The organism is Oceanobacillus sp. FSL W8-0428, assembly GCF_038004405.1.
GTDB classification, from domain to species: Bacteria; Bacillota; Bacilli; order Bacillales; family Amphibacillaceae; genus Oceanobacillus; species Oceanobacillus sojae.
The window spans coordinates 2,207,053-2,222,830 of record NZ_JBBORB010000001.1 but is presented as its reverse complement, the minus strand read 5'-3'; the positions used below and the strand labels follow the sequence as shown (position 1 = coordinate 2,222,830).

The following is a 15,778-nucleotide window of genomic DNA, read 5'->3' as shown; positions in this document are numbered from 1 at the left end:
GAAATTACTCTTAAATAGAAATGTTAAAAATCTTATTTATTATATTTGATTACTGACGATATCAAGAGTTTTTTCCAATATATTCCTGGTTTCTTTTTCATTATTTAGATAGTTCTCCGCATCTCTTCCTCTTACTTCTGCTGCCACACGTAAGCCGTTCTCTTTTCTTATACCAAGTTCATCCGCTTTCCTTAAAATAGATGCCATTTTATCCACTGTTAGAAATCCTGGCTCTCCAATCGGCATATGATTATCACCATATAAACTATCTTTATCGTTCAGAACTGCGTTAGAAAAATGAATTTGATGCGTCTCACATTTTGCTTTTTCTAAAGCTTCGTTAATATCTTCTCCATTTAACGCTGCATGTGCCGTATCAAAAGCTAAGCCAATATTACTAAATTGTTTTTTTACTCGACGAATCAATTCAACAGCATCTTTTGTCGGACCAATTATCCGTTTTTTATGCGCTTCCCGATCTAATGGTTCAACTAAAACATCCATATTATAAGTAGCGGCTTCTTCACAAAGTTCACATATACTTTCATATAATCCTTCTATAGCATCCATACGTCTTGCACCACCTGGATCCGCCCCAGTTACAAATGCGATATTGGATACACCACACTCCGCTGCACCATAAAGGCTTTCTTTCAATTGTTTTACTGTTTCTTTTCTTAATTTTGAATCAAGTGATGAAACATCCAGTCCATTCCTATCGATGATAAAAGTCAACCATTGTGTCAGCTCATAATTATTTTCTTTTGCCAGGTTTAAAATTCTCTTTCTCTCAGAAGATTGAGAGATATCTCCAATCTCATAAGAGCGATAAAATCCTTCTTCCGATAATTGTTCGATAATATTTGCTGTAATGTTATCTTTATCTTTTACTGGAAAGAAAATTTCTGGCACTAATAAGGATGGTATAAATCGATTTGTCATTTTCTTCTCTCCTTATTTACAATCGTTTTCAAGTTCTTTTCAACATATTTTCCAACATTTAAAATAACTTTATCTGGATCTGCCCCAGCTTCTTCTGTTTCTTCTTCAATCATGATCCACCCTTGATAACCACTATCTTTGAGCGTCTGTACGATATAAGGGAAATCAATATCTCCTGTCCCCATTTCTCTCCATTCATTATTGTTAGAGCAATCTTTAAAATGAACATGCTTAATAATAGAAAGATTATCTTTAATAATTTCTTCTGGACGCATCCCTCCAGCTTTTATATGACCTGCATCCGGTGTATAGCTCATATAGGATATATCTAAAAGGTCAAATAAAACATCGTAATCTTCTTTCGTTCTAAAATAGGATGTTTCTGGAGAAGCCGGGTGAAAAGAAGCTTGCACGCCTTTTTCATATGCTCGTTTTCCAACGGCGTTTGCACAACCAATAATTTGCTTTTGGCGTTTCAGCAAATTGTCTCTATTAGCTCCTACTCGTGACGGAAGATTCATTACTGCTCCAGGAAAATTTGTTAAATAATCAATGTAATAATCTGCACGTTCTCTTTCGCTTTTTGTTTCTTCATCGTTCTCCCATGTAAATGGAACTGTTAATGAAGCCAGCGAAATTCCTCTTTCATCTAATGACCGTTTTAACTTTTCAGGGTCATTTTGATACCTTCCCAGCATGGCAACCTGAACATCTACCCCTTTAAAACCTGCATTACTTACCGTATCCATTACTTCATCAAGGTAATCCGTTTCTTTATCGTAGTCCAATTCCCAAGTAGAAGTATGACACCCAAATTTAATACGCATTTGCAATCCTCCTGTGTCTATTAGAATCCGATAGCGTTTTCATTTTCTTTAACACGACGTAATTGCCTTATTTCCTTTTATTGCTAGCAAAAGAAAGGGCTTTCATTATGGAACAAAATCGTTCAGTGGATTTATATTAACACACTAAACTTTGTTTTTCCATAGGAAGAACTAAATTTATATAAATTTTTTTTTATTATTTTCCAAAAATGCTTATATAATAATGTTTTAAGGTGTTAAAATATACTTAAATAAATCGTTTTTTCAAAGCAAATGAAGTATATCACTGTAAATATGGTTTAAAAATGCATATAATTATTATATAAAATGAGATAATAAGCATTTTTTCTATAAAGTAAAGCTACAAAATACAGTTTGAATAGATCTTAATCTTATATCCTCATAGTGATATACAGACATTTGTCGCAGGGCAAAAAGTTTATGCCAAAGGTTAAAATTTTTACTCCTTAATACCTTTGTTTGTTCTTAGGTAATGCAAAGTTCTCTTTAATTACTTTCATTACATTTTTATGCTCTAAACATAGCGGAAGGAATGATATTTAAAGTGGAAACGATTACTGCAGACCAGTACTTGGTCAAAAAAATTAATAAAGCACTAATTTTAAGTATAATAAGAGACCACTCTCCTCTTTCAAAGCCTGAAATTGTCACTAAATCCGGGCTTAATCGTGGAACAGTATCTCGATTAGTTAATGAGCTTGAATCAGATTCGATTATTAAACAATTAGGCGAAGGGGTATCCTCAGGAGGCAGAAAACCAACTATGTATTCCATAAATGGGGATTCCGGGTTTGTTATTGGGATTACTGTTAAGTCCAAACTATTAGAAGTTGCCTTAGCTGATCTAAATGGACAAATAGTCAAGCGTTTTACAAAGGAGTTAAGAAGTAACACACCAAAGTTTGTTATAAAAAATATCATTGAATCCATTAAAGAAATGCAGGATCATGCTAAAGAAAGCCTCTTTCAAATTACGTGTATTGGTATTGGTTTTCCAGGTATGATTGATGAGAACGGTACAGTTTTAAAAGCACCATCTTTAAAATGGAACTCTGTGGACTTAAGACAAACTATTGTCGATACATTTCGAATTCCTTGCGTTGTAGATAATCAGGCACGGGTTGGCTTGATTGGAGAAAAGCAATTTGATAAGAATAACCTTTTAACCGATACCTTGTATATAAGTGTCGGCAACGTCATAGGAAGTGCCGCTACTATAAAAAATGAATTATTTCGCGGCTATAATGGATTATCTGGAGAAGCAGGGCATCTTATCGTTAAATACAATGGTAAAAGATGCTCTTGTGGAAGTAAAGGCTGCTGGCAAATGTATGCTTCCACGAATACCCTGCTAAAGAAACTTTCGAGTGTGCCCAAGGTAGCAGAACAATTAGATGCCAGCCCTTTTTCACAGCTTTCTGTTGAATTCCTGGAAACACTGGCTGGTCAAAATAATCCGTTAGTGATAAAAGAGATAGAAGAAATAGGGCGTTTTCTAGGTATAGGTCTCATCAGTCTTGTAAATGTTTTAAACCCTAAAAACGTTTTAATAGGAGGAGATATTACCAAACTCAAAAAGTGGGTTGAACCTTCTCTGATTGAAACACTTCGCTCAAATGTATTACCTGATCACAATAAAAACTTAGATATTTTATTTTCTGAATTAGGTTCTGATTCAACCATTATTGGCGCCATTGCTATTGCATTAACACACTTTTTTGAAAATGATTATCACGTTAGCTCTGAATAAATAATTATTTCTTAATAGTAATTTCAAAAATGATACGCTTTTCATGGACCTCTTTTAATTTTACTACATTCATATCAGGTACTGCTTTCACTTCGAGTTTAAGACAGTATTCTTTGAATAGTATACCATCTATGCAAACACATTATATCGGCTCGCACCAAAAATTGGAAGATATGCTGCTAACAGCGTTCTCTAGACAAAAATTGGTAAAAAAATATATTCTCCAAATTACAATAACAGAAAGGAAATAAAAAGAGATGAAATATGTCATTGGAATAGACTTAGGGACTAGTGCAGTCAAACTTTTATTAGTAAACATGAATGGAAAAGTGATTCAAGAAATATCAAAAGAATACCCTTTAATGCAAGAAAAAGCCGGGTATAGCGAGCAAAACCCGGAAGATTGGGTAGAGCAGACAATAGCTGGACTGACTGAGCTTACAGACAGCTTTCCTGGAGATGTATCTGATATTGAAGGAATCAGCTTTTCCGGACAAATGCATGGTCTTGTATTATTGGATGAGAACCATGATGCTATTCGACCGGCTATCCTATGGAATGATACACGTACTACAAAAGAATGTCAGGAAATTACAGAACAGGTTGGCAGAGAAAAACTTCTCCATATATCAAAAAACATAGCACTGGAAGGCTTTACACTGCCTAAAATAATATGGGTAAAAAAATATGAACCTGAAAATTATTCGAAAGCAAAGCTGTTTTTATTACCAAAGGATTATTTGCGCTTCCGATTAACCGGCCGGTTACATATGGATTATTCGGATGCTGCAGGGACACTTTTGTTAGATATAGAGAAGCGTTCGTGGAGCGATGAAATTTGCACAGCGTTAGATATTGATCCTGAGCTGTGCCCGCCGCTTGTTCCCTCTCATGAAATGGTTGGAAATATCGATGAAATTATAGCGGAGAAAACGGGACTTTCTGAAAAAATCAGCGTATTTGCCGGCGGTGCTGATAATGCCTGCGGAGCGATTGGAGCAGGTATTTTGGAGGAAGGAAGAACGATGGCCAGTATCGGTACTTCTGGAGTTGTTTTATCTTATGAGGATGCCGGTAATAAATCATTTGCAGGAAAGGTACATTACCTTAACCATGCTGCTCCCGATGCTTTTTACACCATGGGAGTTACGCTTGCTGCAGGTTATAGCTTATCCTGGTTTAAAAATACTTTTGCCAAAGAAATGACATTCGATGATCTTTTACAAGAAGCAGCAGACGTTCCTGTCGGGGCAAATGGTCTCCTGTTTACGCCTTATATTGCCGGAGAACGTACCCCTCACGTTGATGCATCTATCCGGGGCAGCTTTATTGGCATGGACAGCTCTCATAAACGCAAGCATTTTACAAGAGCAGTTATGGAAGGAATCACTTTTTCATTAAATGAATCTTTAGAAATTTTCAGGGAGAATGGAAAGTCAGTCGATACCGTTATATCTATTGGCGGCGGGGCAAAAAGTACAATGTGGCTGCAAATGCAGGCAGATATTTTTAATACCACGGTAATAAAACCAGGCAGTGAGCAAGGTCCGGGAATGGGGGCTGCTATGCTGGCTGCTTACGGATCAGGCTGGTTTGAAACGCTTCCGGAATGCGCTTCTGTTTTCCTGAAGGATGCACAAACGGTGGAGCCTATACGTGAAAATGTAGAAAAATACAAGGAGCTCTTTACATTGTATAAATCTGTTTATGCATCAACAAAGCAAATCAATAAGGATTTAATGAAATATCGAAACGGGAATGAAGTGTAGTCATGTATCACATGTTTCTCACCTTATGAATAACCTGTAGTGGTACGCTAAAGCGAGAGGTGGAGGAGCATGGATTCATTGTTTACACTGGCATATCAGATTGGTTCTCTATATATTATTGTTGCAATTGGCTGGATCATCAGACGGAAGAAACTGATCTCTGAACAAGGGCAGCGTGCTATGACAACTTTATTATTATATGTGGCTCTACCCTGTCTGATTATCAGCTCCATGCATATACCTTTCCAGTACGAACAAGCTTATGGCGCCTTCATTATGTTTGTCCTTTCCATCTATATTATGGGAGGGACCCTTTTTTTAAGCCGGTTTATTACGAGAAGGCTGACATTGCCGAGAGAACGTAAAGCGGTATTTGAAAATATTATTTTATTTGGTAATCAAGGGTTTATCGGCATGGTCATTATTCTGCAGCTGTTCGGCCAGGAGGGAATTCTGCTTGCTTCTGTATTTAACCTGATTTATTACGTTTTGATGTGGACATATGCCATTTATATTATGAACCCTGGTATGCTTCCAGATTCCAAAGCTGTGTTTATCTTGAAAAATCCCGGCTTTTTAGCAACAGTGTTCGGTTTTATTTTATTTATCTTTCCTGTTCAAATTCCTGCTTTTATTATGGAGCCGATAGCGACCATCGGGCAGATGACAGTACCTTTATCCATGATTATGATCGGTATGATGATTTCAACGATTACTTTTTCTGATGTTATTGCATATATGAAGGATATTTTTGTTTATATCGCCGTCATAAGCCGGTTATTTATTTATCCAATCCTCTTTTTTCTGCCATTACTGTTATTTCATCTTCCTTTTGAGTGGTTTATGATAGCATGTCTGCTTTCTGCGACTCCAAGTCCTGCCACGATAAGTATGTATGCACAAGTATATGGGGGAGACGTGGAATTTTCTGCGGTGGTTGTCTTTTTCTCCACCCTTCTTTCGGCTATCAGCATTCCTCTGGTTTATTTACTTTTTTTATATTTTATTTAGAAGATGTATGTTACACCCTCTTGATCATTATTTAAGAACGAAAAGAGCTTGCAAAAAAGGACGAATGATTCACCCGTCCTCTGCTGCTTTTATTTCCACCAATCATTATAAATGGACGCAATCGGCTCACGCTTATGCATCGTTTTGATATAGTGAGCCTCAATAACTTCTTTTGCTTCCTGAGACACTTCTTTACCTTCTAAATAATCATCCACTTCTTCATAGGTCACACCTAATGCTTCTTCATCAGCTAAGGCTGGACGTTCATCTTCCAAATCAGCAGTAGGCTTTTTCATATAAAGATGCTCAGGACAGCCCAACTCTTTTAATAACTGCTTTCCCTGTCGTTTATTTAAACCCTCGAGCGGCACAAGATCGCAGGCTCCATCTCCATGCTTTGTAAAGAACCCGGTAATTGCTTCTGCTGCATGGTCTGTACCTAATACAAAGCAATTATGCATACCGGCAATACTATATTGTGCCTTCATGCGCTCTCTTGCTTTTTCATTTCCTTTTAGAAAGTCACTGATAGTTATACCTGCTTCATGTAATGCTTTATCACTGGCATCCACAGCTTTTTTAATATTTACTGTGAATATCTTCGAAGGCTGTACAAACTGAATTGCATCTTCTACATCATCAGCATCACCCTGTTTTCCATATGGGAGCTTTACGCCAATAAATTGATAAGATTCCTCTTCATGCTCCTCGTTTAATTCGTCAATCGCCAATTGGGCTAATTTTGAAAGTAGTGTAGAATCCTGGCCGCCTGATATTCCAAGAACAAAGCCTTTTGCAAAACTAAATTTCCGCAAATAGTCCTTCATAAAATCAATACGTTTACGGATTTCTTCTTTTGGCTCAATTTCCGGTTTTACATGTAATGCTTTAATAACGGATTGTTGTAATTCACTCATTTATAGACACTCCTTTATTAGAAACTGCCTATTCACCTGTCTTAGCGAATCAGCAGTTTTTTCACTTGGCTTACTGAATTTTTATCTGTTTTGCAGTTGGTGACGATTTACTCGCACAACCGGGAACTTCTGCTGCAAATGATACTTTTCTAACATGGAACTAAAGATTTTGGTCCTGCTTTACTTTTTTCTTCACATTTTCAATATGCTCCATTTTGTTATTCCATAGTTTTATACTTAAATCAACAGGATATTCAGCAGGATAGTTTGTCCGCTTATATTCATCCCAGAACAGCTGAAGCTGGTTTTTCGCATAATTTTGTACATGCAGCAAACTTGGGCATTCGTAGACGATTTGACCATTTACTGCAATATCATGATGCAGATCAACTGCCTCAAAATTAGAAACCATTTTCTTATAGTACGTATGGATTGGATGGAAAAGCATAATTTCCGCTTCTTGATTAGGATCTTCATCCTCTAGTGTCAGATAATCACCTTCTGTATGATGATTCCCTTTATTAATAATCCGATAAACTTTTTTCTTCCCTGGTGTTGTCATTTTTTCAGGGTTGCCAGATAATTTAATCGTATCTACCATTTCTCCCTGTTCATCCTCAATAGATACCAGCTTATAAACTGCTCCAAGTGCGGGCTGATCATATGCTGTAATCAGCTTTGTTCCGATTCCCCAAACATCAATTTGCGCATGCTGGGCCTGAAGACTTGCTATCGTGTATTCATCCAAATCATTAGAGACATAAATTTTTGCATCGGTAAATCCAGCTTCATCCATCATTCTTCTGGCTTCCTTCGACAGATATGCCAGGTCGCCGCTATCAATCCGAATACCTTTAAAATCAATTTTATCTCCTAATTCTTTAGCTACTTTAATAGCATTAGGAACACCAGAATAAAGTGTATCGTAGGTATCCACTAAAAAGACACACTCACGATGACGCTCTGCGTATTTTTTAAAGGCAACATATTCATCACGATATGCTTGAACCATCGAATGTGCATGTGTACCAGATACAGGAATGCCAAACAATTTACCAGCCCGGACATTGCTTGTTGCGCTGAAACCGCCGATATAAGCCGCTCTTGTCCCCCATACTGCAGCATCCATTTCCTGTGCTCTTCTTGTACCAAATTCCATTACAGGGTTATCTCTGACCAGTTGTCTGATACGTGATGCTTTGGTAGCAATAAGTGTTTGGTAATTCACAATGTTTAATAAAGCTGTTTCCAGCAGCTGTGCTTCTTCTAAAGGAGCTTCTACCCGGACAATCGGCTCATTTGCAAAAACAATTTCCCCTTCACGCATTGATTTCAAAGAACCTGTAAACCGGAGATCGCGTAAATGATCAATAAAATCTTCTTTATAGCCAAGGTCCTTTAGATAGGTTAAATCTGATTCACTAAATCGAAAGTTGTGTAAATACTCAATAATTCGTTCTAATCCCGCATATACTCCATAGCCGTTTCCAAACGGCAGCTTGCGAAAATATAAATCAAACACTGCATTGCGATTATGTATTCCATCATGCCAATACGTTTCAGCCATATTTATTTGATAAAGATCTGTGTGCAGCATTAAGCTGTCATCTATATAATTCATTTCCGATTTCCTCCTGTGGGTTTATATGTTTCCAATTCTATTACCAAATAGATGAGAAAACAATATTATCATTAAATCGATATAACTGAGACGGCCTGAACGAATTCCGTTCTGTTTTCTTTAAGTTCCCATTCGTATCGGCAACCTTTTCCAGAAAAGGTAACTTAGGTGCTTTGCCAAAAAATACAGATGTATTTGTAATTCTGGAATGATCAGATACAGTCATCAGTACACGCTGTAATTCAGATAAAGTAAATTCTTCAGGTAAAAAGTTTCTTGCAACCGTTGAATGATGCATATCCCATTCAATCAATGACACAGCATCTGCAATTATTTTTTGATGGTCGAATGCTAAAGAAAGCTGCTTTATTTCTTCCAATGAGAACAAATCGACTTCCTCTGCATCATCCGCCGCCTCTCTTTTCTCAAGCTGAAATTCTGGCACAATTGCATAATGCGCATTTGATATAATCCAACCGCGAGGGTCTCTTCCCCATGCATCATATGTTCCAAAATGCTTTAGAAAAACTTGATCAATTCCCGTTTCTTCTTTTAGCTCTCTTGCTGCTGCCTGTAAAGCTGTTTCCCTTCTTTTGGCGTCGACAAACCCGCCAGGCAAAGCCCATTTACCAGCTTCCATATTAGGGTTGCCTTCTGCATCTATTTTAGCCCTTTTAATCAACAAAAGCTTCAATATTTTCTTCGGTGGTTCTTTTTTACGCTGTTCTTTTGCTTCAGTATTTTCCGATACAATGGTAAATACAGCAATATCACTCGTATAACCATCTGGTGTAACGTATTTTGATTTATCCTTCATCTAGTGTTTTTCACCTCCACCGAATTTCATAATTAGTAATTTGTAATTTAATAATTACTAATTATTATAATCAAAAGAAAAAGAATGTCAAACAATTAAGAATAAAAAACGGGAAGCACCTTTACCTCCCGTTTTATCGTAATTAATCCTCAGCGTATTTAATAACTGCATCATGTAAGAGAGAAACAATTTCCCTTCCTGCACGGTCATTATAATATTTCGCAAATCTTTCATCCGCTAAATACATTTGTACCAAGCCTTTATGCGCTTCTGCGGAATAATTTGGCCATGAATACATCAGCCATTTTTTATGAAGCTCATACACTTCTTTTGCTTCTGGTGTGTCTAAATTCTTTGTCTTTGTTAATTGCTCCAGTTTCGTAAATAATTCATCTTCTATTCTCTGCATTTCCTGAAAATCTGCTTCGCTAAGATTCATAAATTTTTCATTCGATTTTCCAACTGTTTCCTTACCATATTTTTCTCTGATTTCTTCCCCATACAGTCTTTCGTTCTCTTCCAGACGTTCTTTCTTAAATCCTTCAAATTTTTCTTCCGCTGTCATTATAATCTCTCCCTTTGTATATTGAATTGTTTTTCTCACAGTGGCTAACAATTGATTTAACTTTTCTTTCTCTGCTTCGAGCTTTCGCTGATGCTCTTCTAATGCAGTGAGCGTATGAAAATCAGGATCATCCAGTACTGAATGAATCTGCTCCAGCTTCATTCCTAAAGAACGATAGAGAAGAATTTGCTGCAGCCGATTTAATTCCTTCTCTTCATATAGACGGTATCCTGAATCGGAAAGCCCTGCAGGCTTTAATAAATCAATTTGGTCATAATACCGGAGTGTACGTGTACTGATACCCGATATATCAGCTACTTGTTTGATGGAATATTTCATTCCTTTTACCTCCCTTCAGTTCCTAATATAGAGATTTACGCAGCGTAAAGGTCAAGGATTTTTTTAATTTATAATAAAACCCATCTTAAATTAGTCTAAGATGGGTTTATCTTACCTTATTTTAAATAATATCATTAAAAATTTGTCCACCATTTAAATCAATAATCTTTAAACGATTCGTATCTTTAATAAAAATCGTTTTGTATTTTTTCTGGTTAGCTTCATCACCAATAAATAAAATTCGTTTATGCGGATTATCCTCCACAACTTGAACAGAATCATTTCCTGATGGAATTTGATTTTGAATAACTTCCATTTCTTTCTGTGTACTTTCTCCTGTTTCTTCTTCAAAAGCCATTACTTCATTATCTTCTGCTTCTCCTGTGTTGGCATAGATTCCTGTTAGTAATAATGCTCCTGCTGCTGTCGATAGTAAAATTGTCTTCATTGGTAAAAACCTCCTTGATATATTAACAATTACCAGTTTACATGACTGCTTCTTATAATGTCCTTAGAGAAAAATGAGAATTTGCTGAGAAAGCCTGGCGTTTATTTTCCCGGGGATAGGGAAAAAGATACTATACTTATTTTCTTTAACAAAACTTCTGTCAAAATAAAGCTCCACAAAGCTTTATTATTTACGTACTAAAAATTGCAGTAAACAATTCATACTACCAACACAGGCGGAGGAACGAAAATGAACAAAATATATGATGCTATCGGTATTGGAATCGGCCCTTTTAATTTAAGTCTTGCTGCTTTAACAAATGATTTGCAGGAATCAGAAATTTTATTTTTTGAGCAGGAGGCTTCTTTTGATTGGCATCCGGGAATGCTGTTAGAAGGCATGGACCTCCAAACACCATTTATCGCAGACCTTGTAACATTTGCAGATCCTACAAATCGTTTTTCTTATTTAAATTATCTTCACAAGCATAATCGGATGTATTCCTTTTTCTTTTTTAACCGCTTCACCATTCCCAGAGAGGAATACAATGCTTATTGTAAATGGGTTGCTTCAAAATTAAATAATTGCCAGTTTGGACAATGTGTAACAGATGTGAAAGAGGTATCGGGTAAATCCTGTTATGCAGTTACTGTTCATTCCATAGAGGATGGCAGTGAAGAAATATATTATGGAAAACATATTATTTTAGGAACAGGCAGCATCCCAAACATTCCAGAAGCGTTACAAGGATTTCCAGAGGAGGATATTACGCACACCAGCCGCTATACTTATTTTCAGGATACTTTAAAGCAAGGAAGCTCCATTACTGTCGTTGGCTCAGGACAAAGTGCATCAGAGGTATTTTATGATTTATTAAAGGATCAAAAAGAACGTGGCTATGCTTTAACCTGGTTTACGCGTTCCAGCGGGATTTTCCAGAAGGAGGATACCGGACTGGGCAGAGAAGTATTTTCTCCCGAGTATGTTGATTACTTTCACAATCTGGCAATGGAAGACCGGATGGAATCGCTTGAAAATTTAAGCACTATCCGAAATGGGATAGATCCTAAGCTGCTGGAAAAAATTTATGAGCTGCTCTATAACCGCTCCATTGAGTCTCCTTTGGACCAGATCACTATCCAGACCAATACTGCGGTAAATGCAATTGAAGCGGGGACTAATTCAAACAGAGAAAGCTACAGCCTGCAATGTAAGCAATGGCAAAAAGGAGAAAAATTTACTTATCCTGCAGACAAAGTTATTCTTGCAACCGGGTATAAACCGCATCTCCCAGAATGGCTGAATAATTTTCATGAGAAAATAGAATGGGAGGATGAAAAAAGATTCCGCGTGACAGCAGATTATCGGCTTGTTTTTAAAGACTCTCGCGAGAATCAGATTTATACCTTAACAAATATTGAGCATTCTCATGGATCCAGTGCCACAAACCTTGGATTGTCAGTATTACGCAATCAAAAAATTATTAATTCCATTGCTGGCAAGGAAATCTATACCACACCAAATCAGGCAGTCTTCCAGCAATTTGAAATGAAAAAATCATAATTACAAAAAAAGATGCCAGATGTGTTTCATACACATTTAGCATCTTTTCTCTACATCAAATCCATTTCCAACCGTACCATATCTACAACCTGTATTCCGTTTTCAAAGATCGGTTCATCATAATGACGCAAAAAGAAGTCACGATCAATGGAAACCATCCGAAAACCGCATTTTTGATACAGTGCCAGCTGAGTAACTCCTGAATTACCTGTTCCAATTTCTATCGTACGGTAATTTTGCTTCTTCGCCTCCTGAATAGCGTGTAATACCAACTGTTTTCCCCAGCCTTGTCCCTGATAACCTTCATCAACAGCAATATTTACGAGCTCCACTGTATCCGGTCTTGTCGGCAGAAGGACATATACTCCGATAATCTTTTCTTCCTTCTCCAGTACATGGCAGGTTCCTCTTGAAGTATAATCACGGACTAATCTTTCTGATGGATCTGCGAGTAATAACAGATTCATAGGCAATGTTTCTTCCGCAAGCAACTGACGAATCATATTTTCTGCTCCTTTTTTATTAAATAGACTTGTTTCTTTACTGTAATTCTTCTAACATTAGGAATTATATATTGAATATAGTATACCAACTTTTTCAACTTCAAAGGAGTTTAAAATGGATGTTATTACTGTCGCCCTAACAGTCATTATGATGGGGTTTATTTTATTCACCGGTGCGTTGGTCGCCCTGAAAAATACAATTACATATGAAGCAAAACAGCTGTTTATGAGCGTTATTATTAATGTTGCCGTTCCATTTATTATTTTAAATGGTGTGTTCAATACTGAGTTAACAGATGATGTGTTACATCAAGTTGTTCTGATGTTTATCTTCAGTGTCAGTTTTAATATTTCAGCTGTTGGTATTTGTTTTTTATTCGGAAAAATCATTGGCTTCTCTATAACAAAATCAAAACAGCTTGCTTTACTTGCTGCTATAGGGAATTCTGGATTTATCGGCATTCCATTATGTGCTGCTATCTTCGGCCCCATCGGTGGTTTGCTTGCCGCTATTTTTGATGCAGGGCTGGATGTAGTAGTTTTCTCTCTGGGAATCTATCTTTTGCAAAGTGAAGACCGCTTTGAATGGAGACATTTAAAAGCACTTATAAACATGCCTTTAATTGCTATCAGCTTTGGACTGATTTTTGCATTCAGCGGCTGGGATGCTACCGTTTTAATGAAAGATTTAGCTAGCATGCTCTCCGCATTGGCTGCTCCGATGGCTATGCTTTATGTCGGTTTTAGTCTGCCAGACCTTTTCCGAAGTAAGCAGCCTTTATTTTTCCGTGAATTGTGGATGCCACTAGTGTGGAAATTACTTATTCTTCCAGTGATAGTAATGATTATTCTTTCTTTTATGCCTATAGAGACCATGTTGAAGCATATATTGGTGATTCTTACCTGTATGCCTACCTTTATGCTCTCCGCTGTTTTATTTTCCCGTTATACGGATAAAGAACAAGATGCAGTTGTTACATCTGTATTTTCCACCCTGCTTGCATTAGGGACGATTCCTTTTATCGCCTGGCTGTCTACTTTTTGGATTGGCTAAGTCATAGACTAATAATGTAATAAAAGCAGACGCATATTTCACTTATGTGCGTCTGCTTTTATTCTATCGTTTCTTAATGATAAACCAATTTTTCGCACCAATGGTAAGAACAATTAATAAACAAATTAATCCAACAGCGTGAAACAATATGGCTTTTGTCAATCCCCCGAGTATAATACCTAACAAACCCACCACAAAAAGCGGGGAGTATTTTTTATTTAGAGTCACTTCAACCTGATCTCCGTCGTTAACAGTCAAAGAGTTGCTGTAGAAAAAGCTCTGATTAACTGTTATCTCAGCTGTATCTTCAGGAGCAGCTGCAATAAATACATCATTATTTTTCAGCTTCCCTTGTGCTTCTCCATTAACATTGACCTTTATACTGGACAATCCACCAAGTGGACCTGTATTTCTATTAACATGAACCTCCATCTATGTACCCCTTCCATCATTTTTATTCAGCTAGAATATATCAAAGTATGGTAACACAGAAAGGGCTGGCAGAACAGGTACATTTGAACTGATTTTTCGTTTTATCAAGAAACAGAAAGCCGCCCAGCTCAAAGAACAGCTTCCTGTTATGTGAAAAGAAAACAAACTGCTGCAGTGATTACTTATCTGCACAAAATATAACTCTTAGCCTTCTTTTTGCATCGCTTCTTCTTTCGTACGCTCAACCGTCCCAAAGGGATGATGAGGAGGTGCATAAATTGTATACAGCTTTAAAGCTTCATCTCCTGTATTTGTTATATTATGCCAGGTACCAGCTGGAACCATAATAGCACTGTCTTCTTCCACATGCTGCTGAATGGTCAGATTATCTTGCCGGTTCCCCATTTGTACAGTTCCTTCTCCTTCTTCAATGCGTAAAAATTGGTCTGTATCCGGGTGTACCTCTAAACCAATATCACTTCCCACCGGGATACTCATCAATGTAACCTGCAGATGCTCTCCTGTCCACAAAGCAGTACGGTAATTTGTATTTGCCTCTGCAGCATTTTCAATATCAATAATGAACGGATTTCCACCATAATCAGTAACCCGGGAATATATTTGGGCGTCCTGATGAGGTTCTAAATACCCTGCTAAATAATTCGCAATTTGATAATCTGTCATTGCAAGCTGATAAAGTAGCTGCCGGGAGTGAGGTTCATTTATTTGTTCACTTTTACGATAATTTTCTTCATAGCCCTGCAGAGCATGTTCATAAACAGATTCAATACTTCCATTTTCTGCTTGCTTATACTCTGACTGTCGTGTATCTATCTGTTGTCCGGTGAAATATTGATAAACCTGCTCCAGTCCTGCTGCTATTTGATTTTTAGATTGCACTGCATACATGATTCCCTGTCCGGAGACTCCCTGCCTGAATTGGTCCAGCACTTGAAAATACATAGGAATTAACGAAGCTTCACGCTGTAAGGTCTCTTCTACCATATTAGCTGTCTGTTCATCATAGGCATTTCCCTGATTTAAATTTGGATTCATTCGATTCATTTGCTGCTGATACAAAGGATTATAATACATTTTGGTTTGTTACCTTCCTTTCCTTAATCTCTTATCAGCATATGACTATAAATTAAAAATGGAACCCAAAAAAATTGAATAATCAAGACATCAAAAAAAAGAAG

General features: G+C 37.0%; 15 protein-coding genes. 5 read left to right on the top strand and 10 right to left on the bottom strand.

Going from position 1 to position 15,778, the window contains the following annotated elements; translation table 11 throughout:
- Positions 1 to 39: 39 nt before the first annotated feature.
- Complete coding sequence (locus MKY30_RS10365; protein WP_147210749.1) at positions 40 to 942, bottom strand: sugar phosphate isomerase/epimerase family protein; 903 nt, start codon at positions 940 to 942, stop codon at positions 40 to 42.
- Positions 939 to 1,769, bottom strand: coding sequence for a sugar phosphate isomerase/epimerase family protein (locus MKY30_RS10360; RefSeq protein ID WP_147210748.1), 831 nt, complete (start codon positions 1,767 to 1,769; stop codon positions 939 to 941). The genes MKY30_RS10365 and MKY30_RS10360 overlap by 4 nt, the downstream gene beginning before the upstream one ends.
- 553 nt (positions 1,770 to 2,322) lie before the next feature.
- On the opposite strand from MKY30_RS10360, the gene MKY30_RS10355 reads away from it, so the two are divergent.
- From MKY30_RS10355 to MKY30_RS10345, 3 genes are all read left to right on the top strand, one after another.
- Positions 2,323 to 3,540 carry an ROK family protein gene (locus tag MKY30_RS10355; protein WP_147210747.1) on the top strand — a complete coding sequence of 406 codons (1,218 nt, stop codon included), beginning with the start codon at positions 2,323 to 2,325 and terminating at the stop codon, positions 3,538 to 3,540.
- Positions 3,541 to 3,797: 257 nt separating this feature from the next.
- Positions 3,798 to 5,309, top strand: a complete 1,512-nt coding sequence (gene xylB, locus MKY30_RS10350; protein WP_147210746.1) for a xylulokinase — start codon at positions 3,798 to 3,800, stop codon at positions 5,307 to 5,309.
- Between the two features lie 69 nt (positions 5,310 to 5,378).
- A complete protein-coding gene (locus MKY30_RS10345; protein WP_341083817.1) occupies positions 5,379 to 6,320 on the top strand; it encodes an AEC family transporter in 942 nt (313 codons plus the stop codon).
- A gap of 89 nt (positions 6,321 to 6,409) precedes the next feature.
- Here MKY30_RS10345 and nadE read toward each other — a convergent pair whose 3' ends face one another.
- The 5 genes from nadE to MKY30_RS10320 all read right to left on the bottom strand — a co-directional run bounded on the left by nadE (position 6,410) and on the right by MKY30_RS10320 (position 11,027).
- Positions 6,410 to 7,237 carry an ammonia-dependent NAD(+) synthetase gene (gene nadE / locus MKY30_RS10340; protein ID WP_341083816.1) on the bottom strand — a complete coding sequence of 276 codons (828 nt, stop codon included), beginning with the start codon at positions 7,235 to 7,237 and terminating at the stop codon, positions 6,410 to 6,412.
- Positions 7,238 to 7,397: 160 nt separating this feature from the next.
- Positions 7,398 to 8,858 carry a nicotinate phosphoribosyltransferase gene (locus MKY30_RS10335; protein WP_341083814.1) on the bottom strand — a complete coding sequence of 487 codons (1,461 nt, stop codon included), beginning with the start codon at positions 8,856 to 8,858 and terminating at the stop codon, positions 7,398 to 7,400.
- A 40-nt stretch (positions 8,859 to 8,898) separates the two neighbouring features.
- A complete protein-coding gene (locus tag MKY30_RS10330; protein WP_147210742.1) occupies positions 8,899 to 9,675 on the bottom strand; it encodes an NUDIX hydrolase in 777 nt (258 codons plus the stop codon).
- A 142-nt stretch (positions 9,676 to 9,817) separates the two neighbouring features.
- Complete coding sequence (locus MKY30_RS10325) at positions 9,818 to 10,579, bottom strand: TipAS antibiotic-recognition domain-containing protein (protein WP_156985750.1); 762 nt, start codon at positions 10,577 to 10,579, stop codon at positions 9,818 to 9,820.
- Positions 10,580 to 10,700: 121 nt separating this feature from the next.
- Positions 10,701 to 11,027: a hypothetical protein gene (locus MKY30_RS10320; protein WP_156985751.1), complete on the bottom strand. Its 327-nt coding sequence runs from the start codon at positions 11,025 to 11,027 to the stop codon at positions 10,701 to 10,703.
- 249 nt (positions 11,028 to 11,276) lie between these two features.
- Here MKY30_RS10320 and MKY30_RS10315 point away from each other — a divergent pair, with 249 nt between their 5' ends.
- On the top strand, positions 11,277 to 12,590 hold the full coding sequence (locus tag MKY30_RS10315; protein WP_341083812.1) for a lysine N(6)-hydroxylase/L-ornithine N(5)-oxygenase family protein: 1,314 nt from the start codon (positions 11,277 to 11,279) through the stop codon (positions 12,588 to 12,590).
- A 50-nt stretch (positions 12,591 to 12,640) separates the two neighbouring features.
- Here the strand turns inward: MKY30_RS10315 and MKY30_RS10310 are convergent, their stop codons facing one another.
- Positions 12,641 to 13,093 carry a GNAT family N-acetyltransferase gene (locus tag MKY30_RS10310; protein ID WP_147210738.1) on the bottom strand — a complete coding sequence of 151 codons (453 nt, stop codon included), beginning with the start codon at positions 13,091 to 13,093 and terminating at the stop codon, positions 12,641 to 12,643.
- A gap of 115 nt (positions 13,094 to 13,208) precedes the next feature.
- On the opposite strand from MKY30_RS10310, the gene MKY30_RS10305 reads away from it, so the two are divergent.
- The gene (locus MKY30_RS10305) at positions 13,209 to 14,147 is read left to right on the top strand and encodes an AEC family transporter (protein WP_147210737.1); all 939 of its coding nucleotides are present in this window, start codon (positions 13,209 to 13,211) and stop codon (positions 14,145 to 14,147) included.
- A 63-nt stretch (positions 14,148 to 14,210) separates the two neighbouring features.
- On the opposite strand, the gene MKY30_RS10300 is transcribed toward MKY30_RS10305, so the two are convergent.
- A complete protein-coding gene (locus tag MKY30_RS10300) occupies positions 14,211 to 14,579 on the bottom strand; it encodes a hypothetical protein (protein ID WP_147210736.1) in 369 nt (122 codons plus the stop codon).
- A 204-nt stretch (positions 14,580 to 14,783) separates the two neighbouring features.
- On the bottom strand, positions 14,784 to 15,674 hold the full coding sequence (locus tag MKY30_RS10295; RefSeq protein ID WP_246145157.1) for a cupin domain-containing protein: 891 nt from the start codon (positions 15,672 to 15,674) through the stop codon (positions 14,784 to 14,786).
- Between the last annotated feature and the right edge of the window lie 104 nt (positions 15,675 to 15,778).